Annotated in this window: 20 protein-coding genes and 1 riboswitch; of the genes, 14 read left to right on the top strand and 6 right to left on the bottom strand. The window is 73.6% G+C overall.

The annotated features are described in order from the left end of the window. The first annotated feature begins 102 nt into the window (after positions 1-102). Entirely contained in the window at positions 103-1,065 is a 963-nt protein-coding gene (locus O7613_RS21675) for an aldo/keto reductase (RefSeq protein WP_282289764.1), read from the top strand. Between the two features lie 414 nt (positions 1,066-1,479). Here the strand turns inward: O7613_RS21675 and O7613_RS21670 are convergent, their stop codons facing one another. Further along, positions 1,480-2,301 carry a DUF559 domain-containing protein gene (locus O7613_RS21670; protein ID WP_282289763.1) on the bottom strand — a complete coding sequence of 274 codons (822 nt, stop codon included), beginning with the start codon at positions 2,299-2,301 and terminating at the stop codon, positions 1,480-1,482. Between the two features lie 209 nt (positions 2,302-2,510). Then, positions 2,511-2,620: riboswitch (TPP riboswitch) on the top strand. On the opposite strand from O7613_RS21670, the gene O7613_RS21665 reads away from it, so the two are divergent. From O7613_RS21665 to thiC, 7 genes are all read left to right on the top strand, one after another. After that, positions 2,615-3,241: a thiamine phosphate synthase gene (locus O7613_RS21665; protein WP_282289762.1), complete on the top strand. Its 627-nt coding sequence runs from the start codon at positions 2,615-2,617 to the stop codon at positions 3,239-3,241. It overlaps the preceding riboswitch by 6 nt. Beyond that, on the top strand, positions 3,235-4,365 hold the full coding sequence (thiO, locus tag O7613_RS21660) for a glycine oxidase ThiO (RefSeq protein ID WP_282289761.1): 1,131 nt from the start codon (positions 3,235-3,237) through the stop codon (positions 4,363-4,365). Before O7613_RS21665 ends, thiO begins: the two co-directional genes overlap by 7 nt. Next, complete coding sequence (gene thiS / locus O7613_RS21655) at positions 4,356-4,556, top strand: sulfur carrier protein ThiS (protein WP_282289760.1); 201 nt, start codon at positions 4,356-4,358, stop codon at positions 4,554-4,556. Before thiO ends, thiS begins: the two co-directional genes overlap by 10 nt. Beyond that, positions 4,553-5,326 carry a thiazole synthase gene (locus tag O7613_RS21650; RefSeq protein WP_282289759.1) on the top strand — a complete coding sequence of 258 codons (774 nt, stop codon included), beginning with the start codon at positions 4,553-4,555 and terminating at the stop codon, positions 5,324-5,326. Before thiS ends, O7613_RS21650 begins: the two co-directional genes overlap by 4 nt. An 80-nt stretch (positions 5,327-5,406) precedes the next feature. Continuing rightward, positions 5,407-6,078: a thiamine phosphate synthase gene (locus O7613_RS21645; RefSeq protein WP_282289758.1), complete on the top strand. Its 672-nt coding sequence runs from the start codon at positions 5,407-5,409 to the stop codon at positions 6,076-6,078. Between the two features lie 79 nt (positions 6,079-6,157). After that, positions 6,158-6,946, top strand: coding sequence for a bifunctional hydroxymethylpyrimidine kinase/phosphomethylpyrimidine kinase (gene thiD, locus O7613_RS21640; protein ID WP_282289757.1), 789 nt, complete (start codon positions 6,158-6,160; stop codon positions 6,944-6,946). Between the two features lie 17 nt (positions 6,947-6,963). Next, a complete protein-coding gene (gene thiC / locus O7613_RS21635) occupies positions 6,964-8,547 on the top strand; it encodes a phosphomethylpyrimidine synthase ThiC (protein WP_282289756.1) in 1,584 nt (527 codons plus the stop codon). A gap of 231 nt (positions 8,548-8,778) precedes the next feature. Here the strand turns inward: thiC and O7613_RS21630 are convergent, their stop codons facing one another. The 4 genes from O7613_RS21630 to O7613_RS21615 form a co-directional block, all read right to left on the bottom strand. Beyond that, positions 8,779-11,481 (bottom strand): hypothetical protein, encoded by a 2,703-nt coding sequence (locus tag O7613_RS21630; RefSeq protein WP_282289755.1) that lies wholly within the window; start codon positions 11,479-11,481, stop codon positions 8,779-8,781. Positions 11,482-11,556: 75 nt separating this feature from the next. Then, positions 11,557-11,865 carry a cupin gene (locus tag O7613_RS21625; protein ID WP_281586635.1) on the bottom strand — a complete coding sequence of 103 codons (309 nt, stop codon included), beginning with the start codon at positions 11,863-11,865 and terminating at the stop codon, positions 11,557-11,559. Continuing rightward, on the bottom strand, positions 11,862-12,812 hold the full coding sequence (locus O7613_RS21620; protein WP_281586636.1) for an LLM class F420-dependent oxidoreductase: 951 nt from the start codon (positions 12,810-12,812) through the stop codon (positions 11,862-11,864). Before O7613_RS21620 ends, O7613_RS21625 begins: the two co-directional genes overlap by 4 nt. Positions 12,813-12,814: 2 nt before the next feature. Next, positions 12,815-13,630, bottom strand: a complete 816-nt coding sequence (locus tag O7613_RS21615) for an ABC transporter ATP-binding protein (RefSeq protein WP_282289754.1) — start codon at positions 13,628-13,630, stop codon at positions 12,815-12,817. Between the two features lie 288 nt (positions 13,631-13,918). Here O7613_RS21615 and O7613_RS21610 point away from each other — a divergent pair, with 288 nt between their 5' ends. After that, a complete protein-coding gene (locus O7613_RS21610; protein ID WP_281586638.1) occupies positions 13,919-14,947 on the top strand; it encodes an ABC transporter substrate-binding protein in 1,029 nt (342 codons plus the stop codon). Between the two features lie 99 nt (positions 14,948-15,046). Next, positions 15,047-15,889, top strand: a complete 843-nt coding sequence (locus tag O7613_RS21605; RefSeq protein ID WP_282289753.1) for an ABC transporter permease — start codon at positions 15,047-15,049, stop codon at positions 15,887-15,889. A 51-nt stretch (positions 15,890-15,940) separates the two neighbouring features. Here O7613_RS21605 and O7613_RS21600 read toward each other — a convergent pair whose 3' ends face one another. After that, on the bottom strand, positions 15,941-17,122 hold the full coding sequence (locus O7613_RS21600) for an ABC transporter substrate-binding protein (RefSeq protein ID WP_281586640.1): 1,182 nt from the start codon (positions 17,120-17,122) through the stop codon (positions 15,941-15,943). A gap of 449 nt (positions 17,123-17,571) precedes the next feature. Here O7613_RS21600 and O7613_RS21595 point away from each other — a divergent pair, with 449 nt between their 5' ends. The 4 genes from O7613_RS21595 to O7613_RS21580 all read left to right on the top strand — a co-directional run bounded on the left by O7613_RS21595 (position 17,572) and on the right by O7613_RS21580 (position 22,028). Further along, positions 17,572-20,601, top strand: coding sequence for a nitrate- and nitrite sensing domain-containing protein (locus O7613_RS21595; protein ID WP_282289752.1), 3,030 nt, complete (start codon positions 17,572-17,574; stop codon positions 20,599-20,601). Further along, on the top strand, positions 20,598-21,005 hold the full coding sequence (locus O7613_RS21590) for a roadblock/LC7 domain-containing protein (protein WP_282289751.1): 408 nt from the start codon (positions 20,598-20,600) through the stop codon (positions 21,003-21,005). Before O7613_RS21595 ends, O7613_RS21590 begins: the two co-directional genes overlap by 4 nt. 62 nt (positions 21,006-21,067) lie before the next feature. Beyond that, entirely contained in the window at positions 21,068-21,430 is a 363-nt protein-coding gene (locus O7613_RS21585; RefSeq protein WP_089155225.1) for a DUF742 domain-containing protein, read from the top strand. Then, complete coding sequence (locus tag O7613_RS21580) at positions 21,411-22,028, top strand: ATP/GTP-binding protein (protein WP_281586642.1); 618 nt, start codon at positions 21,411-21,413, stop codon at positions 22,026-22,028. The genes O7613_RS21585 and O7613_RS21580 overlap by 20 nt, the downstream gene beginning before the upstream one ends. Positions 22,029-22,186: the final 158 nt, after the last annotated feature.

Raw genomic sequence — 22,186 nt, 5'->3', positions numbered from 1 at the left:
TCGGATGGAGGGTTCGACGTCCGGACGGTGGGCGGTGAGGCGGCTAGGAACTTGATGTCGGGGATGACTCAGCTCGGCGATGGTCCGCTCGCCGGGCATAGGGTGGATCTCGTGAGTGAGATGACCTATCGCCGGCTGGGCGACTCCGGGCTCGTGGTGTCCGTGGTCGGCATCGGCTGCAACAACTTCGGCCGCAAGCTCGACCTCGACGGCACCCGGGCGGTGGTGGACGCCGCGCTCGACGCCGGGATCAACTTCTTCGACACCGCCGACATCTACGGCGAGCCGCAGGGCGGCTCCGAGGAACTACTCGGCCAGGCGCTGAAGGGCCGCCGGGACGACGTGGTGGTCGCCACCAAGTTCGGCATGGAGATGAACGGGGCGAACGGGCCGGACCACGGCGCCCGGGGCGCCCGCCGCTACATCGCCCGCGCGGTCGAGGCGTCGCTGCGCCGGCTCGGCACCGACCACATCGACCTCTACCAGATGCACGAACCCGACCCGGGCACGCCGATCGACGAGACGCTCGCCGCGCTCGACGACCTGGTGACCGCCGGCAAGGTGCGCTACCTCGGCAATTCCAACTTCGCCGGCTGGCAGATCGCCGACGCCGACTGGACCGCGTCGTCGGCGGGCCGCACCCGGTTCATCTCCGCGCAGAACCACTACTCGCTGCTGGAGCGGGGCGTGGAGGAGGAGATCATCCCGGCCTGCGAGCGGTTCGGCCTCGGCATGCTGCCGTTCTTCCCGCTCGCCAACGGGCTGCTCACCGGCAAGTACAAGCGGGGCCAGGAGCCCCCGGCGGGCAGCCGGCTCGCCGGCGGCGGCCGGTACGCCGAACGGCTGGCCGCAGCGCGTTGGGACACCATCGAGGCGATCGAGGCGTACGCGGCGGAGCGCGGAGTGAGCATGCTGAAGGTGGCCATCGGCGGACTCGCCGCCCGACCTGCGGTGACCTCGGTGATCGCCGGCGCGACCACGCCCGAGCAGGTACGCGCCAACGCCGACGCGGGCACGTGGCAGCCCACCGCCGAGGACCTGACCACCCTCGACGCCCTCCTCTAGCCGCCACCCACCCGCGCTGCCCTCCCACCCGCGCTGCCCTCCCACCCGCGCTGCCCCTCCCACCCGCGCGGCAACTCGTGAGTGGAACGTCATGGACGTCTCCGGGCGGTTTTGACGTCCATGACGTTCCACTCGTGGGCGGAGACGCCGGTGAGTGGAACGCCAAGGACGTCTGCGGGGCGGAGCCTGGCCAAGCCGCGAGACCACTCGGCACCGAACTCAGCAGTGGGACGTGCGTCGGCGTGCTCGGGCCAGCACCGGCACAGCCGGCGCGGGGCCGGCCGAGCGGGCGGTGCGATGTGACGCGACCCGCCCGGCCTCGGGGCGGTCCGGGGCCGGGCCGTGCGGCCGTGCGGGGTCAGCGGGGCCGTGCGGCGGGTGCGGGGTCAGCGGGGCCGTGCGGCGGTGCGGGGATCAGTGGGGCCGGGTGGTGGCGCGGCGTTCCGCGAGGGCCTGGTGGACCAAGGCGACCGTGGCCTCGGGGCGGCGCAGCACGTCGTCGGCGGTGAACCGGAGCACGACCCACCCGGCCGAGCGGAGCGCGTTCAGGCGTGCCACATCCCGCCGGAACTGTGTCCGTTCCCGGTGGTGGTCGCCGTCGTACTCGACCGCGATGCGCAGAGCCGGCCAGGCCAGGTCGACCCGGGCCACGAAACGCCCGCCGTGGCGCACCTCGTGCTGGGCGGTCAGCGGGCCGAGACCGGCGTCGAGGAGGAGCAGCCGGAGCCGCGTCTCCATCGGAGACTCGCTCGCCGGCTCGGCCAGCGTCAGCACCTCGCGCAGCAGCGACGAGCCCGGCCAGCCCGGGCGTTCCGCGGCATAGGCGCGTAGCGCGGTCAGTTCCACCATCCGGCGACGCAGCAGCGCGTCGACGGCGACCAGCGCCTCCGCCCGGGGACCATGGCGACCGAGGTCGAATGCGGTGCGCAGCGCGGTGGTCACCGGCAGCCCGGCGAAGCGGGTGCGATCCCGCTCGGACACGGGTGACCGCACGATCGACAGCCGGGGATGTGCGCGCAGCCGGGCGGTCGTCGGCAGGAGCACGGTTACCGGATCGCCCCGGGTGAGCAGGTCGACACCGAACAGCCAGGCGGCGCTTCGGCCGGCCACGGCGGCGCCGGGCGGTAGTCGCAGCGCGGCTGCGTCGCACCACATCCGGGGGTCGTCGGCGCGGTGGGCGTCCCGGTGCACGTACACGTCCGGCAGCAGGCGGACCCACGTCGGGCCGCGCAGCATCCGCCGCGTGATGCGTCCCTCGGCAACTGCTCGGCTGGCTCGGAACGGGCACGCGGACAGGTCATGCGGGACGCGGGCGCGGGTCGACATCCGGAGAGCGTGTCGTGATGCGACGGGCACCCGCCGACCCGATCCGCCGAGTGGCGTGGTCCTGGGAAAAACGTCACCCGGTCTTCCGTACGGCCGGGGGCGCGTCGTACGGTAGGCCGCAAGTGACCCACGGGAGCCCGGTGGACCGGGCTGAGAGGGGGGCTGCCAGCCCCCGACCGTCGAACCTGATCCGGATAATGCCGGCGCAGGGAGGAGCGTTGCCGTGCCGTCCCTGGGACGACTGCATCTCATCACCGACACCCGACCGGGGCGGGATCCGCTCGCCGTGCTGCGTGCCGCCCTGCCGGTGGCGCGCGCCGAACTCGTCGTGCAGGTGCGCGTGACCGACGACGCCACCGATCGGGAGGCGTACGACCTGGCTCGTCGGGTGGTCGGCGCGTGCCTGCCGTACCGGGCGCGTTGCCTGGTCAATGACCGGTTGCACGTGGCGCTCGCGGTGGGCGCGGCCGGCGGTCACGTCGGGGCGGACGACCTGCCGGTGGCCGCCGCCCGTCGGGTGCTCGGCGCCGACGCGGTGCTCGGCGCGACCGCCCGGGAGCCGGGCGCCGCCCGCGCGGCTGTCGACGCCGGGGCGACCTACCTGGGCGTGGGCCCCTGCCACGCCACCACCACCAAGCCGGGCCTGCCCGCGCCGATCGGCCCGGACGGGGTACGCGCCGTCGCCGGGTCGGTGACCGTGCCGGTGATCGCCATCGGCGGGGTGACCGCCGCGTCGGTGCCGGCGTTGCGGGCGGCCGGCGCGTACGGGGTGGCGGTGGTGGGCGCGCTCAGCGGGGCGGCGGATCCCGCGCAGGCCACCGCCGAGTTGCTGCGGGCGCTGACGTGTTAAGCGGGGCCCCTTCCTCTACCGAAAGCGTTAAGCGGGGCCCCCGCCTTAACGATGTGGGGGTGGTGGGGGGTGGGCCGGTGGGGTGGGCGATCGCATGGCGGTGTGCGCAGCGCGGGCTGCGGGTGGTGGTGCACGACGACCGGCCCGGGTCGGGCGCGTCCCGGGTGGCCGCCGGGATGCTCTCCCCGGTCGCCGAGGCGTACTTCGGCGAGCACGAGCTGACCGGGCTGCTCGTCGAGTCCGCCCGCCGCTGGCCCGGCTTCGCCGCCGACCTGACCGAGGCGAGCGGCGTCGATCTCGGCCACCGCACCGACGGCACGCTCGTGGTCGGGCTCACCGCCGACGACGTGGCCGTGGCGGGGCGGCTGTGGGCGTACCAACAGGGGTTGGGGCTGCCGATCACCCGGCTGCGCCCGTCGGCGCTGCGCGACCTCGAACCGGCGTTGACCACCCGGGTGCGCGGCGGCGCGGTCGCGCCCGGCGACCACCAGGTCGACCCGCGGCGGCTGGTCGCCGCGCTGCGCACGGCGGCCGAACGGGCCGGTGTGACGCTGCGGCCGGCGCACGTCGGCGCGTTGTCCGAGGTGGACGCCCGGGTCACGGTGGTCGCGGCCGGCTGCGGCGCGGCCCCGCTCACCGGGCTGCCGGTGCGGCCGGTGAAGGGGCAGGTGCTCCGGCTCCGCGCGCCCGGCGGCGGTCCGCCGGGCTTCCGGCACGTGATCCGGGGGTACGCCGACGGCGAGCCGGTCTACCTGGTGCCCCGGGACAGCGGCGAGGTGGTGGTCGGCGCGACCGTGGAGGAACGCGCGGACACCGAGGTCACCGCCGGCGGGGTGCTGACGCTGCTCCGCGCCGCCGTCGAGCTGGTGCCGGAGCTGACCGAGTACGAGCTGGTGGAGACCGTCGCCGGGCAGCGCCCGGGCACGCCTGACAACGCGCCGATCCTCGGGGCGCTGCCCGGCCGGCCCGGCGTGCTCGTCGCCACCGGGCACCACCGGCACGGCATCGTGCTCACCCCGGTCACCGCCGACCTGGTCACCGACCTGATCGTCACCGGCGAGCCGGATCCGGCGCTCGCCCCCTTCAGCCCCGACCGGTTCGGGAAGGAGCGCACGTGGAACTGATCGTCAACGGCGTGGAACGGACGCTGCCCGACGGCGTCACGGTCGCCGAGGTGGTGCGTACGGTCACCGGGCAGCAGCGCGGCCTCGCGGTCGCGGTCAACGGCGAGGTGGTGCCGCGCGGCGGCTGGCCGGCGAGCGTGCTGCGCGACGGCGACCGCGTCGAGGTGCTCAGCGCCGCGCAGGGCGGGTGAGCGGGATGCCCCTGGAGATCGGTGGCGTCGCGTTCGGCTCCCGGCTGGTGCTCGGCACCGGCGGCGCGGCAAACCTGCACGTGCTGGAGGCGGCGATCCACGCCTCCGGCACCGAGTTGGTGACGCTCGCGCTGCGCCGGGTGGGCAGCAGCACGCCGGGCGGGCTGCTCGACCTGCTGGAACGCTGCGGGGTGCGGCTGCTGCCGAACACGGCCGGCTGCCGGACCGCGGTGGAGGCGGTGAAGGTGGCGCACCTGGCCCGGGAGGCGTTCGACACCGCCTGGGTGAAGCTTGAGGTGATCGGCGACGAGCGCACGCTCCTGCCCGACGGGGTGGAGCTGCTGCGCGCCGCCGAGGACCTGGTGGCCGACGGGTTCACCGTGCTGCCGTACACCTCGGACGATCCGGTGCTGGCCCGGCGGCTGGCGGACGTGGGCTGCGCGGCGGTGATGCCGGCCGGCTCGCCGATCGGCTCCGGCCTGGGCATCGGCAACCCGCACCACATCCGGCTGATCCGGCAGGCCGTGGACGTGCCGGTGATCCTCGACGCCGGCATCGGCACCGCCTCCGACGCCGCGCTCGCCATGGAGCTGGGATGCGACGGGGTGCTGCTGGCAAGCGCCGTCACCCGGGCCGCCGACCCGGTGGCGATGGCCACCGCGATGCGCCACGCGGTCGAGGCCGGCCACCTGGCGTACGGCGCGGGTCGCATCCCCCGCCGCGACCACGCCCTCCCGTCCACCCCCGACGAAGGCCGACCGGACCTGTGACCGGCCCCGCTGCCACCGATCCCGGCGAGCACCCGCCCATCGAGAGCGATCTTGATACGCGCACGCCCCTCCAGGGGCGGATGCGTACCAAGGTCCGCCGGCGTCCGAGCGGATTGGTGCTGCTGACGGATCGGCGGGTGGCTCGGGGGCCGCTCGTCGAGGTCGTCGCCTCGGCCGTGGGTGGGGGAGTGCGGTGGGTGGTGCTGCGGGAGAGGGACCTGCCGCGCGCCGAGCGCCACGCCCTCGCCGTCGAGCTGCGGGCGGTGCTCGCCGACGTCGACGGCACGCTTGTCGTCGCCGGCCCCGACCCGCTCGACGGGAACGCCGTGCACCTGCCCGCCGCCGGCCCGTACCCGCCACCGCGCCTCGGGCTTGTCGGCCGCTCCTGCCACGACACCGACGAGCTGGCCCGACTGACCACCGAGGACTGCGCGACCATCTCACCCGTCTTCCCCACCGCGACGAAGCCCGGCTACGGCCCGCCGCTGCGGCCGGAAGGGTTACGCGAACTGGTGGCGGCAAGTCCGGTCCCGGTGCTCGCCCTCGGCGGCATCGAAACGCCGGAGCAGGTGCGGGCCTGCGTCGCGGCGGGTGCGGTTGGTGTCGCCGTGCTCGGCGCGCTCATGCGCGCCGAGTCCCCGAGCGATACCGCCACCACCCTGGGCAGTGCTTTCAATGAGGCGTCCACCCCGGTGTCGCGCCCCGCACCCGACGGCGGAGATCTCCCCGAGAAGGGCTGCGGCCGACCGTGACCACGGAGGGATCAAGCCTGACCGCCCGGAGTGGGCACGGTCGGCCGCAGCCCTCACCGCAACCAGAGAAGGAAAGACAGTGACGCCGACGACCATCCTCACCATCGCCGGCTCCGACTCCGGGGGTGGCGCCGGCATCCAGGCCGACCTCAAGACGTTCGCCGCGCTCGGGGCGTACGGAACGAGCGTCCTCACGGCGGTCACCGCGCAGAACACCCGGGGCGTGGACGCGGTGCTGCCGCTGCCCCCGCAGACCGTGCGCGACCAGCTCGACAGCGTGCTCGGCGACTTCGACGTGCGCGCGGTGAAGACCGGGATGCTCGGCACCCCGGCGGTCGCCGAGGCGGTGGCGGAGGCGGCCCGGGGCGGTCGGCTGCCCCGGCTCGTCGTCGACCCGGTGCTCGTCGCCACAAGCGGGCACCGGCTCGGCGTGGTGGAGGCGGTCGAGCGGCTGCTCCCGTACGCCCAGGTGGCGACGCCGAACTGCGCGGAGGCCGCGGCCCTCACCGGACGCCGGGTGGAGACGGTCGAGGAGATGGTCGCCGCGGCGGAGGCGCTCGCGGCGCGCGGCCCGGCGTTCGTGGTGGTCACCGGCGGCGACGTCGACGCGGCAGGTGAGTCGGTCGACGTGCTGGCCGGCGGTGGGACGACGCGGCTGCTGCGCGCGCCCCGGGTGGCGACGCGGCACAACCACGGCACCGGCTGTTCGTTCGCCGCCGCCGTCGCGGTCCGGCTGGCGGCCGGCGACCCGGTGCCGGTCGCGGTGACCGCCGCCAAGGAGTACGTGACCCGCGCGCTGACCGGCGCGCGGGACTGGGAGTTGGGCGCGGGACGCGGCCCGATGGACCACTTCGGCTGGTCCGCTTGAGCGACAGGGAGGCTGTCATGCAGGCACGTCGCAAGGTGTACGTGGAGGGGACCCGGCCTGATGTCCGGGTGCCGTTCGCCGAGGTGACACTGACCGGGGACAACCCGCCGGTGCGGCTCTACGACACTTCCGGCCCCGGTTCGGACCCGGAGGTGGGGCTGCCCGCGCTGCGCGGGCCGTGGATCGCGGAGCGGGGGGACGTCGCGCCGGTGCGGGGCGCCGGCAGCCCGCTGGCCGGGACCCGGCCGACCCAGCTCGCGTACGCCCGGGCCGGGACCGTCACGCCGGAGATGGAGTTCGTGGCGATCCGGGAGGGGGTGACGCCGGAGTTCGTCCGGGGCGAGATCGCGGCCGGCCGGGCGGTGCTGCCGCTCAACGTCAACCATCCGGAGTGCGAGCCGGCGATCATCGGCAAGGCGTTCCTGGTGAAGGTGAACGCCAACATCGGCACCTCGGCGGTGACGTCGTCGGTGGCCGAGGAGGTGGAGAAGCTCACCTGGGCCACCCGGTGGGGCGCGGACACCGTGATGGACCTGTCGACCGGCAGGCGGATCCACGAGACCCGCGAGGCGATCGTGCGCAACTCGCCGGTGCCGATCGGCACCGTGCCGATCTACCAGGCGCTGGAGAAGGTCGGCGGCGATCCGGTGAAGCTGAGCTGGGAGGTGTTCCGCGAGACCGTGATCGAGCAGGCCGAGCAGGGCGTCGACTACATGACGGTGCACGCCGGCGTGCTGCTGCCGTACGTGCCGCTGGCCGTGGACCGGGTGACGGGCATCGTCTCCCGAGGTGGGTCGATCATGGCCGCCTGGTGCCTGGCGCACCACGAGGAGAACTTCCTCTACACCAACTTCCGCGAGCTGTGTGCGCTGCTCGCGCGCTACGACGTGACCTTCTCCCTCGGCGACGGGCTGCGTCCCGGGTCGATCGCGGACGCCAACGACGAGGCGCAGCTCGCCGAGCTGCGGACGCTCGGCGAGCTGACCACCGTGGCCTGGGAGCACGACGTCCAGGTGATGATCGAGGGCCCGGGGCACGTGCCGATGCACAAGATCAAGGAGAACGTGGACCTTCAGCAGGAGTGGTGCCACGAGGCGCCGTTCTACACGCTCGGCCCGCTGACCACCGACATCGCTCCCGCGTACGACCACATCACGTCCGCGATCGGCGCGGCCATGATCGGCATGTTCGGCACCGCGATGCTCTGCTACGTCACGCCGAAGGAGCATCTCGGCCTGCCGGACCGCGACGACGTGAAGGCCGGCGTGATCGCCTACAAGATCGCGGCGCACGCGGCCGACCTGGCCAAGGGGCACCCGGGCGCGCAGGGCTGGGACGACGCGCTGTCGAAGGCCCGGTTCGAGTTCCGCTGGGAGGACCAGTTCAACCTGGCGCTCGACCCAGACACGGCGCGGGCCTATCACGATGCCACGCTGCCGGCCGAGCCGGCGAAGACCGCGCACTTCTGCTCGATGTGCGGGCCGAAGTTCTGCTCCATGAAGATCACCCAGGAGCTGAAGGACTACGCGGTGCGGGGCATGCGCGGCAAGTCCGAGGAGTTCGTCGCCGGCGGCTCCCGGGTCTACCTGCCGCTGGCCTGAGCACCCCGTCCGTCCGCCCGCGGGATGGCCGGACGCCAGCTCGGCGAAGTGGCGGTATCCGGCCGGCGGGGATGCCACCACTTCGCCGTAGTGGCGTCGATCATTGACCGGAACTCGCTAGCCGCCCTGTCTCGCGTTCGTACACCTGCGCGGCGTCCCGAGTGGACCTGTCACGTGGTCCGAAATGGCCCCCTGGAGGAGCCGTTTCGGACCAAGATCTGGGCACCGGCCTCAGTCGCGGTGGTGCCGGCCGGTACGCAGGGAGCGGGCGTCGTCGGCGTTGTCGTCGGCGGCGAGACCGGCGACCCAGTCGACGTACTCCTCGTCCGGCGTGGCGCTCGGCCCGGCCGCGTCGTCGGCCGGTTCCGAACCGCTCCGGTCCCGGTTGCGCCGGAACAGGCCGCGTCGGCCCTTCGACTTCCCGCCGGCAGCCTCGGCGTCGTCCGCCCCGGCGTGCCGGCCCGGCGTCGCCTCCCGGTCGGAAGGCTCCGCACCCGGACCGGTCGTGGCCGTTTCCGCGTCGCCGCCCTGAGCCGGCACGGTCGCGCCGGATCCGGTCCGACCGGCGGAGCGGGCGTTGGTGGCGAGGGCGTCCCATCCCGTGCTCCGGCCCGGCTCGGGCGGGCCCTGGTGGCGCGGACGGGGTGCCGACTCGGCCCGGCCCGTCGCGCCGTCGCCGTCCCGCTCGGTCACGGCGCGGCCCCGTACGCCGGCCGGCTCACCCGGCGCGGCCGGCTCACCCGGCGCGTTGGTCGGCTTGCCTGGCGCGTTGGTCGGCTTGCCTGGCGCGGGCGGCTTTCCGGGTCCGGTCGACGGTTCTCCCGGTGCGGTGGCGTCGGCCGGGCGGGTCGGGCGGCTCGCCGCCGGGGGGATCGGCCAGGCCGGCCGCACGTCCCCCGGTCGTTCGGGCACGTCGTCGAAGATGGAGAACCGCGGCCGGGGCGACGCGGGCGGGGTGGGGCTGTCGGCCGGCTCGGCGGCGAAGAAGAAGCTGCGCGGGCGGCGGGCCGGCTTCGGTGCCGCGGTCGGCGGCTCGGCCGGCGCGATGGGGTCGGCCGGCGCGATGGGGTCGGCCTGGGCGATGGGGTCGGCCGGCGCCGGGACGGACGCACCGGCCGTGGCGGCTCCGGCTGCCGGCCGGGTGGCTGCCGGCGGAGCCACGGGCTGCGGGGCGGCTGCCGGCGGGGTCACCCGCTGCGTGGCGGTGGGCGGCGGGGCCACGGGCTGGGGGGCGGTGGGCGGCGGGGCCACGGGCTGGGGGGCGGCAGCTGGCGGGGCCACCGGCTGGGGTGCGGCGGGTGGTGGGCTCACGGGCGACGGAGCGGCGTCCGGCGGGGCGACGCGGCGGCCGGCGGGCCGCCGGGCAGCGGTCGGCGTGCCGTCGTTCCCGATGGGCGCCGGAGCAGGGCCGCCGGCCGGCCTGTCCCCGTCCACCGCCGGCTCCGCGGGGCGGTCCGTCGGCGTCGGCCCGTCCGCCGTCGGCGTGGACCGGGCGGCGGTGCGGCCCCGCCGCGGCCGGGTGGCCCGCGGCGTCGCGGCCGGCTTGGGCGCGGCGTCGGCCGTCGCCGGCGCCGTGCGTGGCTCGGCATCGATCGGCGCCGTGCGCGGTTCGACGTCGGTTGTCGGCGTGCGTGGTTCGACGTCGGTTGTCGGCGTGCGTGGCTCGGCGTCGGTTGCCGGCGGGGCCGTCCGGGGCTCGGGTCCGGTCCGGACCGGTTCGGCCGTCGCCGGTGGCTCGACTCCGGCCGGCCCGCCCGCCGGCGCCCCGGTGCCGCTGCCGAGCGGATCCGGCCCGGTCGGAGGCTGCGGACCGGGGCGACCGGCGGCCAGGACGTCGATGGCCGAGGTCCGCCGGCCCGGCGGCAACAGGCCGGGCATCGGCAGGCCGCGGGTTGCGCTCTCGTCGTTCGACCCGCCGGCCTCCGGCCAGTCCCAGTGCGCGGGTGCCGGCGCGCCGGCCGAGGTCGGGGTCGGGGTCGGGGTTGCGACGGCGGAGGCCGGGGTGGGCGGGGTGGCCGAGGCGGTAACCCCGGCCGGCAGCGGCGCGAGGATGTCGGTGGGCTCGACGGCGCCGGTGCCGCCGGGGACCGGCCGGCGCAGCACCGAGGTGGCGGTCGAGCCGAGGGCGCCGGCGACGATCGCGATCAACGCGCCGTAGTAGGGCGCGAGCTGGTAACGGTCGGCCGTCGTGCCCGGCCCCGCGGTCAGGTAGGCGAACGCCACGAGCACCGGCCCGGCCGCCCCGGCCGCGCCGCCGACAAGCGGCGGATGCCCGGCCCGACGGGCCAGCAGGCCGATCGCGCCGCCCGCGAGCAGGGCCAGCGTGGGCAGCAGCAGCATCGACAGGCGTTGCGCTGCGGCGGCATCCAGCCAGGACGGCTCGAGGACGCCGAGGCGTACGGTGGTCAGCGGCCGGTTGGCGACGACCGTGGGGGCGACGGAGAGCAGGGCCAGCAACCAGACGACCCCGGCGGTGCACGCGACACCCCAGCCGAACGGCGGCTTGAGCAGTACGGCGATCGCCGCGCCGGCGCCCACCACCGCGCCGAGGACGGCGCAGATGCCGGCGGCCCAGGCCGGGTCGACGGAGCCGCCCAGCTCGGCCGCGCGGGCCGGCTGCATGCAGAGCGGGGCGACGACGATCGCGCCCAGCGCGCTGACGCCGGCGACGGCGAGCAGCTCGGTGGTGCCGCCGGGCCGGTCGTCCCGGCGGCCGAGACGTTCGGTGAGGACGGCCCCGGCGACGGCGGCGACCGCGGCGACCCAGGCGACCCAGGCGAGCTGGGCGGGCCACCTGTTGACCGAGCCGTCGACGAACGCGCCGTCGAGGCGGACGACGCCGAAGCCGTACGCCACGCCCAGCTGGCCGGCGCCGGCCAGCACACTCACCCCGAGCGCCGTGAGCAGCAGCCTGCCCCACGTCCGAAAGGCCATGTCGGGCACGTTACGGCCCGGTGGGGTGGTTCGCCACCTTGCCACCGCGCGGCGCGCTGAACGGCGTCGGCGTGGCTACTTCAACTCGACCAGGCGGGCGAGGTAGGTGGTGTCGCCGACGTTCGTCAACATGTGCACGGCGCCCGGGTCGCGGTAGACCACCCCGCCGGTGGGCTCGTCGGCGTCGATCGTGGTGCCGTCGACCGTCTGCACCACGTTCTTCGCGCCCTCGACCGCCACGACGAGGTAGGGGTGGTCGTGGCGGTGCAGCGGCTGGCGTTCGCCCGGCTCCAGCCGGATGTGCCAGACGCGTACCCGGTCGTTCTCGTAGACGATCTCCTGGCCCACCGGGCCGAGTTCGAGGTCGGTGTGCGGGTGGGTCATCGCGGTCCGTCCAGGTGGGGGAGCACCTCGGCGGCGATGAGCTCCACGTGGTCGAGGTCGTCGAAGTCGATCAGCCGCAGGTGCACCCGGGTGGCGCCGATCGCGGCGAACTCGCCGAGCCGTTCGACGAGCTGGGCGGGGGAGCCGACCACCGGGTCCTCCGGCGGGAGGGCACTCGTGACGTGCAGCGGCGCGGCCCGGCGTCGCGCCTCGGCGTCGGTGCGCCCGATGGCCACCACGATGCCGGCGGAAAGCGTCAGCGGCGCACGTCCGGACGCGTCGCGCCCGAAGCGGTCGCACGCCTCGCGAACCCGCTCGTACGCGGCGGCCGTCTCGTCGACGCTCTTGAACGGCATGTTGAACTCGTCGGCGTACCGGGCGGCCAGCTCGGGGGTGCGCTTCGGTCCCCGGCCACCGATGATCACCGGCGGCCCGGGTTGCTGCACCGGCTTGGGCAGCGCGGGCGCGTCGGTCAGTTGGTAGTGGTCGCCGCGGAAGCTGTACGTCTCGCCGGGCGGGGTGCGCCACAACCCGGTGACGATCTCCAGTTGCTCGGCCAGCCGGTCGAACCGCTCGCCGACGGGCGGGAACGGGATGCCGTACGCGGTGTGCTCCCGTTCGAACCAGCCGGCGCCGATGCCCAGCTCGACCCGTCCGCCGCTCATCCGGTCGACCTGGGCGACCATGACGGCCAGCGGCCCGGGGAGCCGGAAGGTGGCGGAGCTGACGAGCGTGCCGAGCCGGATCCGGGTGGTCTCCCGGGCCAGCGCGGCGAGCGTCAACCAGGCGTCGGTGGGGCCGGGCAGCGCCGGCTCGTCCCCCATCGCCCGGTAGTGGTCGGCGCGGAAGAAGCCCTCGAAGCCGGTCTCCTCGACCAGCCGGGCGAACCGGAGCTGGTCGTCGTAGTCCGCTCCGCGGTGGGGTTCGGTGAAGACCGAGACCCGCATGCTCACCGTCCTCCCGCCGCCGCGGCCCGCGACGGCGTCTCGGTCGACGCGGGTACGCCGGGGGCGTCCCGCTCCATCAGGAGTTCGTGCAGCTCGGCGCTGATCCGCGCCACGTCGGCCAGGTGCGCGTGCCGGCCCAGGGTGCGGGGCCGGGGGACGGCCACCTCGACCACCTGGCGGATCCGGCCGGGACGCGGGCTGAGCACGACGACGCGGTCGGCGAGCAGCACCGCCTCGTCGATCGAGTGGGTGACGAAGACGATCGTCGCCTTCGTGTCCATGTGCACCCGCTGGAGCTCGCCGGAGAGTTCCTCCCGGGTGAGCGCGTCGAGCGCGGAGAACGGCTCGTCCATCAGCATCACCCGGGGGGAGCCGATCAGCGAGCGGCAGAGCGAGACGCGCTGCTGCATGCCGCCGGAGAGCTCGTGCGGGAGGCGCTTCTCGAAGCCGCCCAGCCCGGCCATCTCCAGCAGTTCGCGGGCGCGGTCGCGGTGCTTCGCCCGGCTCCAGCCGAAGATCTCCACCGGCAGCAGGACGTTGTCGAGCACCGAGCGCCAGGGCAGCAGCGCCGGACGTTGGAACAGCATGGCGACGTCCTGGCGCGGCTTCGTGATCGGCGTGCCGGCGACGGTGATCTCACCGGCGGTGGCCGGCAGCAGGCCGGCGATCATGCGCAGCAGGGTGGACTTCCCGCAGCCGGAGCGGCCGAGGACGGCGACGAACTCACCGTCGGCGACGTCGAGGTCGATGCCGCGCAGCGCCTCCACCCGCCCCGAGCGGCCGTCGAAGGTGCGGGACACCCCGGACAGTCGGATCATCTCCCGCCGGCTCCCTTCCACCGTCGTCACGATCGCGAGCCCGGCCAGCCTAGCGGGAACCGTGCTTATAGCACCGTCCGGGGTGGACGTCAGTCCGCTTCCCGTCACGCGACTTCGTTTCCTTTCCGCAACCCGGACGGTTGCGGCACGTCATCAGCCTTCTCGTACGCTGTTGCGCGCGAAGAGTCCCCTCGCGACGGTCCAGTCGGTCGATCCCCCCTGCCGACCCCGTCGAACCCACGACCCGACCGGCGTAGATGTCCTGGTCGGAAAGGACATGGTGTACAGATGAGAAGGTTGACCCGTACGGTCGCCGCCGCGGCGCTGGCGACCGCCCTCGCCCTGGTGGGCGGCTGCAGCAGCGACTCGGATTCCTCCGACGGCGACGGCGGCAGCGGCGGGGCGACGGAGAAGGTGACCTACCTCACCTCGTTCGGTAACTTCGGCCGTGACTCCTACGCCTGGGTGGCGAAGGACAAGGGCTTCTTCAAGGAGGCCGGCTTCGACGTCGACATCAAGCCCGGTCAGGGCACCGGTTCCGTCATCCAGACGATCACCGGCGGCCAGGCCGACTTCGGTCCGATCGACCTGACCGGTGGCATCCTCCAGCTCGGCAACGGCGAGGCCAAGGACTTCGTCGCGGTGGCGGCGATCCAGCAGCGCACCATGGCCGCCATCGTCACGGTCGAGGGCAAGAACATCGCCACCCCGAAGGACCTCGAGGGCAAGAAGCTCGCCGACACCCCGACCTCCGTCGTGCGCAACCTCTTCCCCACGTACGCCCGGCTGGCCGGCATCGACGGCAGCAAGGTGACCTGGGTCAACGGTGACGCGCAGGGCCTCATCGGCCTGCTCGCCGCCGGATCGGTGGACGGCATCGGCCAGTTCGTCGTCGGCCAGCCCACGGTCGAGACGGTGGCGAAGAAGAAGCCTGTCGTCCTGCCCTACAGCAACGTGATGCAGGACCTCTACGGCAATGCGCTGATCACTTCCACCAAGATCGCCAAGGAGAAGCCGGAAATGGTGAAGAAGTTCACCGCCGCGCTGCTCAAGGGTCTGGAGTACTCGCTGGAGCACCCGGACGAGGCGGGCGAGATCCTGAAGAAGAACGTGCCGGCCGCCATCCCGGCCGCCGCCTCCGCCGAGCTGAAGCTGATGGCCGCGTACGTCCGGTCGAGCAACTCCGGCACCGCGATCGGCACGCTCGACAGCGGCCGGGTGGCCAAGAGCATCGCGCTGCTCCAGGGCGCGGGCGCGCTCAAGCAGAACCTCACCCCCGACCAGATCATCAACTTCGACCTCGCGCCGAAGGCCTGACCGGTCGGCTCGGGCACGGGGGTGCGACCGGCCGGACCTCCGGTGGGTCGCACCCCCTTCGCGTGCCGGTCGTCCGACCGGCCGAAGAAGGAGGACACGTTGACGCAGTTGACCGAGGCCCGGCCCGGGGCGCCGGAGGAGCCGGCTCCGGCGGCGACCGCCCGGCGCGGGCCTGTCGTACGCCCGGCCGTGATCGCCTTGCCGGCGCTCGGGCTGGTCATCGCGGTGGCCGTCTGGTGGCTGGTCACGTCCGTGCTGCACCTGGTGCACCCGGCCGCGTTGCCGCCGCCGCAGGCGGTGGCCCGTTCGCTTGCGGACACCACCGACGTGCTGCTGCCCGCCCTGGGGTTCACCACCTGGATGACCCTGTCCGGCTTCCTGCTCTCGTCGATCGTCGGCGTGCTGATCGGGATGGCGCTGGCCGCGTCCCGCCGGGTGGAGCGAATGTTCGCGCCGCTGCTGGTGGCGGTGAACGCGGTTCCGAAGATCGCCTTCGGCCCGCTGCTCGTGGTGGCCGTGGGCTTCGGGCAGAAACCCATCCTGACCATGGTGTTCCTGCTCTGCTTCTTCCCGATCGTGCTCTCCACCGCCACCGGGCTGACCACCACCCCGGCCGACCTGGCGGAACTGGGCCGGTCGCTCAACGCCTCCTGGTGGCAGTCGTTCCGCAAGGTGCGCCTGCCGGCCGCGCTGCCGCAGATCTTCGTCGGCCTCAAGGTGTCCATGCCATTGGCCGCGATCGGCGCGGTGATCGGGGAGTTCTATTCGGACCGGCCCGGCCTGGGCTATCAGATCCTCCAGTACAACGGCGTCGGTGACACCGCGACCGCCTGGGCGGCCATCATGCTCGTGGCGCTGATGAGCATCGTGCTCTACGCGGCCCTGAGCGCGATCGAGCGGCTCGCTCTGCCGTGGGTACGGGCCACCACCTCGGCCCGCTGACCACCGCGGGTGTGGCCCCGTCACGCCCGGGGACCACACCCGCGGTGGTGACTAGCCAGCCAACCGCCAACGACCGCCCCGCGCGACCAACGTGGTCAACGCCTGCGGCATCAGCCCCGAGTGGTTGTCCGGCGTCAATCGGATCGGGCCGGAGAGGCCGTCGAGCTGCGCCGTCTCCAGCACGTCGCGCAGCGCGTCCCGGTTGATGTCGCCCGCCTCCCCGCCGGCGCGCTGCTCGGCGTCGGCGATCAACTGGATCGCGTCCGCCGCGAACGAGGAGAAGCCGTTGTAGCCGCCCCACCGGGCGGTGTAGTCCTGGAACCACTGCCGGCGGGCCGCCTTGGCCGGGGTGGTGGCGATGACGTCGTCGATCACCATCGTCTGCGTGAAGATCAGGGTGGCCTGCTCGGTGGAGCGGGCCGACGGGCCGAGGAACAGGTCACCGGCGGCCGAGGCGTCGAAGAACAGCGACCCGTTGAACTTGTCCTGCCGGGCGGTGGTGGCGGCGAGCGTCGCCTGCTCCGGGGGCGTCCAGAGGATCAGGGCCTGCGGCTTGCGGTCGGTCAGCTCGTCGATCTGCGTGCTCACCTCGGTGTCGGTGGCCCGCACCGACTCGGCGGCCACCAGCCGCACCGTGGTCTTGTCGAACTCCCGACGCAGCGCGGAGAGCCCTTCCTGGCCGTACCCGTCGGCGCTGTGCAGCACGGCCACCTTCCGGATGCCGCGCCGGGTCAGCTCGGTGGTGAGTGCGGCTGCGCTGTCGACCGCGTTGGGGGCCAGCTTGAAGACGTACCGTCGCTGGTCCACCGGTTCGGTGACGGCGCCGGCGGCAGCGAGCGCGATGGTCGGAATGCGCTTGTCGTTGATCGTGCGGGCCGCGCCGACCGCGCATTCGTTGCAGCCGCCCATGATGACGGCGCTCACCTGTGAGTCGCCGCTGAAATCGTTGATGTTCCGCAGGGACTCGGCCGCGTCCGAACGGTTGTCCTTGATCCTCAGCTCGATCTTCCGGCCGCCAAGCGCGCCGGAGGCGTTGAGCTGCTCCTTCTTCAGTTCCAGAGCCCTCTGGTACACCTTGCCGATCGACGCGGAGGCGCCCGATAGTTCGAGGTCGGCGGCGATGACGATCGGGCTGGTGTCCTGCGGTTCCCCGCCGATCCCGCAGCCGGTGAGCGTGGTGGCCAGCACGGCCGATGCGAGCACCGCGATGCTCGCGGAGCGGATGGGGCTCAACTCAGTCCTCCAGGGTGCGGCGCGGGCCGGCGCCCGATCACCGCCGCTTGTCCGTCCTCAGTGGAGGAACGGGATTGGGGTGCCGTACGGTGTGCGCGAAGCCTGCAAAACCTTGCCAATGCCGGGCCCTGTGGTCAAGCGGAGGATGCGGGATGCCGTTTCGGGACGCTCATCCCACATGGTGGGGACACGAAACCTTAACTGACAATTACTGCCCAGATACGTGTGGCCACTCTGGAGTGACATCCCCTGTTCAGGGGGTTGGAGAAAAGAAGGTATTAGGTGACCGGATCACGGGTTGAGCCGCCCTCGACCGATTCCTGCCTCACCGCGGCTTCCCAAAAAGGATCTCGTCTGATGAAATCGCGGCCGTGCCGCGCGTGGCGGTGGCCGCTGCATCAGGCACGGGTCAGCGGGTCGCGCGTGGAAGAAACGACGGAGGCGATGTCGTGAGCACCCGACCTACGACCCTGCCCGGGAGCCCAAACGCCGACCAGCGGAACCGGCGACGGCGCCTGCCCAGGCTGCGTGACGCGCGGATCCGCTCGAAACTCGCCCTCATCCTGGTCGTCCCGGTGGCCGCTGTCATCGCACTGGCAACAATCCGACTCATTTCGGTGGGTCAGGGCGCGTACGACGCAAACCAGGTCCGCGCGCTGACCGCGGTGTCGGTCGACGTCTCGGCGCTCACCCAGGACCTGCACAAGGAGCGCATGGCGGCGTCCGCCTTCCTCGTCGACCCGAACCAGAAGCCGGACGCCTACAACCTGCGGGTGCGACAGACCGACGAGCGGATCGCGGCGTACCGGGAGGAGCGCGGCACGCTCGGCGACCTGCCGGCTGCGGTCCGGGACCGGCTCAAGGTGATCGACGACCATCTGGAGACGCTCAACGGCACCCGCCAGGAGGTGCTCGACCGGGCGCAGATGCCGGTGGCCGAGGCGAGCCTGCGCTACGGGATCGTCCTCGACGACCTGGTGGCGTACGGCGACACGCTGGCCCAACTGCCCGGTGCGGAGGACCTCGCCGACGCCCGCCGCGCGGTCGCCGCGTTCGCCCACGCCAAGGCCGAGGTGGCGGAGGAGCAGGCGGTCGCCTTCACCGCGCTCGCCGCCAGCAAGCGCATCGACGAGGAGCAGTTCTCCTCCTTCGTGGCCACGCTCACCGGCCAGCAGGAGGCGCTGCTCTCCTTCTCCCGGGCCGCCGCCCCGGACCAGCGGGCCCTGGTCGACCGCACGGTCTCCGGCGACGCGGTCCAGCTCGCCGACCGGATGGCCGCTGACCTGACCCGGTCGGTCGGGAAGGCCGCGCTCGTCGACCGGGACGAGGTGTCCGCCGCCGTCGGCGCGGTCGACGACCTGATGCGGTGGGCCGAGATCCAGCTTCTGGACGAACTGCTCGCCGACGCCGACGCGGCGCGCAGCGACGTGATCCGGCAGGCCATCGTGGAGAGCCTGCTCGTGCTGCTCACGCTGGCGGTCGCCGTGACGCTCGCGGTGGTGCTGGCCCGCTCGCTCAACGACTCGCTGCGCCGGCTGCGTGAGGGCGCGCTCGCCGTGGCGAACCACGACCTGCCGGACGCGGTGAGCCGGCTCCAGAACGTCAACGCCATCGGCGACGGCGGCGTGGACGAGATCGTCCAGCAGGTGCGGGACCCGATCAAGCTGACCAACCGCGACGAGGTCGGCCAGGTGGCGGTGGCTTTCAACGTGGTCCACCGGGAGGCGGTCCGGGTGGCGGCCGAGCAGGCCGCGCTGCGTACCAGCGTCTCGGCGATGTTCCTCAACCTGGCCCGTCGCTCGCAGAGCCTGGTCGACCGGATGATCGGTGAGCTGGACGCGATCGAGCGCGGCGAGGAGGACCCGAAGCGGTTGGCCCAGCTCTTCGAGCTGGACCACCTGGCCACCCGGATGCGCCGCAACGACGAGAACCTGCTGGTCCTGGCCGGGGCGGACTCGGCCGTGCCGCGTCGCGACGATGCGCTCCTGGTCGACGTGCTGCGCGCCGCCCAGTCCGAGGTGGAGCTCTACAACCGGATCGAGTTCGGCACCGTCGACACCGACATCTCGGTCGCCGCGCACGCCGTCAACGACGTGGTCCGGCTGGTCGCGGAGCTGCTCGACAACGCCAGCCGGTTCTCGCCCCCGAACACGGTGGTGGTGGCCGACGGCCGGCGGATCCGCGACTACGTGCTGATCCAGGTCGAGGACCGGGGGCTCGGCCTCACCGACGACCAGCTCGACTCGCTCAACCGTCGGCTGGCCGCGCCGCCGACGGTCGACGTGGCCGCGTTCCGGCTGATGGGTCTGGCCGTGGTCAGCCGGCTCGCCTCCCGCTACGGCATCCGGGTCGAGCTGCGCCGCAACGTCGAGGGCGGCACCGTGGCCCAGGTCACCCTGCCCAACTCGACGGTGGTGCTGCCGGCCAACCGGGGGCAGGCCCCGCTGACCCGGCCGCGTCAGCCGCTGGCCGTCGAGCCGTCGCCGCTCAGCCAGGTCGGCGCCGCCGACGCGCTGGCCGGCGCCGGCCGGGGCGGCACCGCCACCCTGGCCGACCAGTGGCGCGACGTGCACACCCCGCAGCCCGCGCGCTGGCAGGCGCCCGCCGAGGTGCGGGACGACACCCCGGGTGTCCAGCTCGGCGGAGCGACCGGCGCGCGGCCCCCCGCGCCGGGCACCGCCGCACCCGCGCCGGTCTCGGGCGCCGGTTGGTCGGCGGGCGGTCCGACCGTCGCCTACCCGGCCGTCGATCCGCTGCCCAAGCGGACGCCGGGCAGCGAGGCGACGCCGTCCGCCCTCTCGGCCCCGCCGGCCTACCAGCCGCTCGCCGCGCCGCCCACGGTCGAGACCACCCCGGCGGCGCCGGTCATGGCCCGGCCGGACCGGCCGGCGGAGGTACCGATATTCCGGGAGATGGAGGCGGTCTGGTTCCGCTCGCACGGAGAGGACGAGACCACCATCTTCACCCGGCCCCGGTTCGACGAGCCGCCGCCCGCACCGGCGCAACCCGCCGCGTCGGCACGGCCACCGCTGCCCACCCGCACCCCGGGTGCCCAGGCGTCCGGGCTGACCACACCGGCCGCGTACAGCTCGCCCGCGGTGCCGGTCACACCGCCCGCCGCGGCGGCGCCGCCCGCGCCGGCCCCTATCCCGACGCCGACCCCGGGGCCGGCTCCGGAGCCGGCCGGGGCGCCTGTCGACGCCGACGCCTGGCGGACCGCGGCGGACGAGGGTTGGAACCGGGCCAGCCGGGCCGCGGAGCCCACCACCGGCGGCACCACCCGTTCGGGCCTGCCCAAGCGGGTGCCGCAGGCGCAGCTCGTGCCCGGCGGGATCGAACCGAAGAGCGGTCGCGACCGCAGCCGGCGTAGTCCGGACGAAGTGCGGGGCCTGCTCTCCGCCTACCACCGTGGCGTCCAGCGGGGCCGCACCGCCGGCACCGATCTGAACAGCACCTCGACCAAGGAGACGAACCGATGAACAGGCCGGCGGCCATGCAGGACATGGGTTGGTTGCTCACCAACTTCGCCGACAGCGTGGCGGGAATCGCCCACGTGGTGGCGGTGTCCGCGGACGGGTTGCTCCTCGCCTCCTCCCGGGACCTGCCCCAGGACCGGGCCGACCAGCTCGCCGCGATCAGCTCCGGCGTGGTCAGTCTCACCGAGGGCGCGGCGCGGATGTTCAGCGCCGGCGGGGTGTTGCAGACCGTGATCGAGATGGACAGCGGATACCTCTTCCTGATGTCCATCAGTGACGGCTCGTCGATGGCCGTACTCGCGGCGCGTAGCTGCGACGTCGGCCAGGTGGGCTACGAGATGGCGCTGCTCGTGGAACGGGTCGGCCAGGCGCTGGTGCCGCTGCCGAGGGACGCCGTCCGGTCCTGACCGGCCGTTGACCTGGGGATCCGGGGCCGGTCCGGCTCCGTACGAGGGGAGGTGATCGCGAGATGGAACCGCGACGTGATCCGCGCGGCGCGCTGGTGCGACCGTACGCGGTCACCCGGGGCCGCACCGAGCCGTTGCAGAACATCGCGCTCGAGGCGGTGCTGTCGAGCACGGCCACCCAGTCCGCCGAGGCGCGCTTCGCCGGGCACGACAAGTACCGCATCTCCTCGGTCTGTGAAGGCCGGGCACAGTCGCTGGCGGAAATCGCCGCTTACACCCGGATGCCGCTGGGCGTCACCCGGGTGCTGGTCGCCGACATGGTGGCCGAGGGCCTGCTGACGCTACACACTGCCGCTCCCGCGACGGGTTTCGCGGCGCGCATGAACCTGCTTGGAAGGGTGCTAAGTGGACTTCGCGAACTATGACCCCGACGGGGCGAACCGCGGCCGGGAGATCATCTCCGCGAAGATCGTGATCGCGGGTGGCTTCGGCGTGGGTAAGACCACGCTCGTCGGGGCGATCTCCGAGATCCAGCCGCTGACCACCGAGGCGTTGATGACCGCGGCCGGCGTGGGCATCGACGACGCGTCGAAGGTGCCGGGCAAGGAGACCACCACGGTCGCCATGGACTTCGGCCGGATCACCATGGCCGAGGACCTGATCCTCTACCTGTTCGGCACGCCGGGACAGACCCGCTTCTGGTTCATGTGGGACGAGATCATCCGGGGCGCGGTGGGCGCGGCGGTGCTGGTGGACACCCGCCGGATCACCGACGCGTTCGCGCCGCTCGACTACTTCGAGAACCGCAAGCTGCCGTACGTGGTGGCGTTGAACCGGTTCGGTGACGCGCCGCACTACGAGCTGGAGGAGGTCCGGGAGGCGCTCGCCATTCCGCCGGACGTGCCGATGGTGATGTGCGACGCGCGGCGGCGGGACTCGGTCAAACAGGTGCTGGTGACCGTCGTGGAGCACGCCATGCTCCGGCTCCAGGCGGAGCACGGCTACGCGACGTCGGTGGGCTGAGCCGGATTTGTCGTTGTTCGCGGCGGTGCCCGTAGTGGTCGGGTGGCTCACCGAGCTGCGGCTATTCCGCCCCTGACCTGCGAAAACTTAGGATTCCCCCGAGCGTCGTCACGCTACGTGAAAGTTTGTTCACGGCGCGCTCAGAGGAGAGGGGAAAT

It is taken from the genome of Micromonospora sp. WMMD975 (genome assembly GCF_029581215.1).
GTDB lineage: Bacteria > Actinomycetota > Actinomycetes > Mycobacteriales > Micromonosporaceae > Micromonospora.
Note: the sequence above shows the minus strand (reverse complement) of the source record. Positions and strands in the feature narration are given on the sequence as shown.